Genomic DNA, 2159 nt, shown 5'->3' on the forward strand with positions numbered 1-2159 from the left:
TCGCTTGCTCAGGCGTAATTATTTTCTCGGAAATAAATACCATATCCGTAGTAGCAACTGAGCACCACGGGAGAATCAAAAAGAATAGAGCCAAAAGTCTAACCATACTTCCCTGCAATATAACGCCCAAATTTAGCGCGGAAAGCCGCGCAGCGGGTTGACGTCGCAGCCAGCGCTTTTTGCTGGCGATAAAATTTGATTGTTAGCAGCAAAACACCTACTTTAGCGGCTTTGCCGCCGCGCGATGTTGAATCAAACAACTACACCAATAATTTTAAACTGAACCAGCCACGCAATATCTGGAGTAACTAAGCCTGCACATATCTTAATGCCCCTAAGAAACATCATGTTCAAAAGTGTCATGAAGACAATTTCATTTCAATCACACGGATCAGCGAGCGGAAAAATGAGGATACACCTGGGCTTCGCGCTGAATCTTTCAATGCATCAAGCTCTTGCTGTTCTAACCAATGCCCGCGTATCATCACGCCTACTGGATGCTCCACCACGCCAACATCAGTTAACGGATCTTTTGCCAGCAACACAAGATTAGCGCGATAGCCCGGTAAAATCATGCCGGTTTTTTCGAAACCCAGTATTTCAGCATTATGCCGAGTGACCGATGTTAAGGCGTCAAACGGTGATAAACCAGCATCAACTAACAGCTCTAGCTCACGCGCAACAGATTCTCCAGGAATAATGCCAAAACTACCGCTGTCAGTGCCGGTTAACAAGGGCACTCCAGCTTGATGCAACAGACCCGTCGCGTTGAGAAAAAATTCGGCATGCGGAGCTTCATAAACCGATGGGTCCATCTGACTCCAATACTCTAGAGCACCTTTTGAAAACCAGGTCACCAGTGGATTAATCATGTCGCTGCCGGGTCTAGTTAAATACGCGCCTTTGCTTTGTGCAATTAAAACCAATCGCTTATGAGCAATCAGCGTCGGTGTAACAGCCTCTCCCGATTGCGCGAGTGTTTTGGCCAGTACGGCCATTTTTTCTGGTGTCAGATCATCCCTTAAGCCATGCCAAACGATAGTTTCGATATGCTCAAGCGTGGTTAATCCTTTTCCTAACGAAGCCTTCCATGGGATTTCGAACGGTTTCTCACGCGGAATACCTGCTGTACGCTCCCCTTCTGGAGAATGCCCACTCACAGTCATACCTAAATATACCGCTTCATCAATAATGGCATCAAAAGCTTCTGGTGTTAGATTTGAATAAACTTTTAGATGCCGATATCCTGCATGGTGCTGGTTACGCACAGCTAAACGTGCTTCATCAGCTGTGTTAACGGTAGTTTGTAAAATGAGTTCGTTAGGGCCCTGACTATTCAAAATAGGTCCTGTAGTAATAAAATCAGGAGCCAGAAACTGTCCTTTAACAATACGCTCGATCAGTCGCAGATGAAATGGATAACCAGACATATTACGAACGCCAGTTACCCCATGTGCCAAGTAGGCGGCTAACTCTAGCTCATCGTTGAGATGAATATGGGCATCAATGAGCCCAGGCATTAACGTATATCCTTCACCATCAATCACAAGTATACCCTTGGGCGCCTTGATCTCACCAGCAGCTCCAATGTCGGTAATTCGATCACCGATAATCAGCACATCTTGAGCACTTTGCGATGGAGAACTTTCATCAACCATTGATATCACACGAACATTGCTAAAAAGCACACCGATGGGTTTAGATTCATCAGGTTTAAGCGTACTTAGTTGGTGATTGACGATAAACCACAACCATGTGGTGAATAAAATAAAAACAATGCCAATAGAGATTCCAGCTCGCTTTAACCATTGTTTTCCATTTTTTGTTTTCAAACCAAATTCCCTTTAATGCAAAGTGACTGTGAGAGCTGCTAACGCCTGAGTTAAGCCGACTTGTGTAGTGGAGGCAAAAGCGTGGCAAGCTTTTTCTGCCACGCTTTTGCCGTAACGAAACAAGTTCGGCTTGAACGAATTGTGTACGCCCAGCATGGGCATGAACTAATGAGGTGAAAGTCCTCTGTAGGAAAGTCACTGTTTATATAACGTATAGGTTATTAAACGTTAACTACTAGCGAATGGCAAGAGCTAAACCGTGAGGGATAGTTTGAAGGAAGCCGGACGCAAAACTGCGAGCTGATGAACAAGAACATCATATGAGGC

Annotated in this window: 1 protein-coding gene; it reads right to left on the minus strand. The window is 45.0% G+C overall.

Features of this window, described 5'->3' with window-relative positions:
* Positions 1-359: 359 nt before the first annotated feature.
* The gene (locus M1L23_RS12845; RefSeq protein WP_252627841.1) at positions 360-1832 is read right to left on the minus strand and encodes an amidohydrolase family protein; all 1473 of its coding nucleotides are present in this window, start codon (positions 1830-1832) and stop codon (positions 360-362) included.
* Positions 1833-2159: the final 327 nt, after the last annotated feature.

It is taken from the genome of Aliidiomarina quisquiliarum (assembly GCF_023922585.1).
Classification (GTDB): domain Bacteria; phylum Pseudomonadota; class Gammaproteobacteria; order Enterobacterales; family Alteromonadaceae; genus Aliidiomarina; species Aliidiomarina quisquiliarum.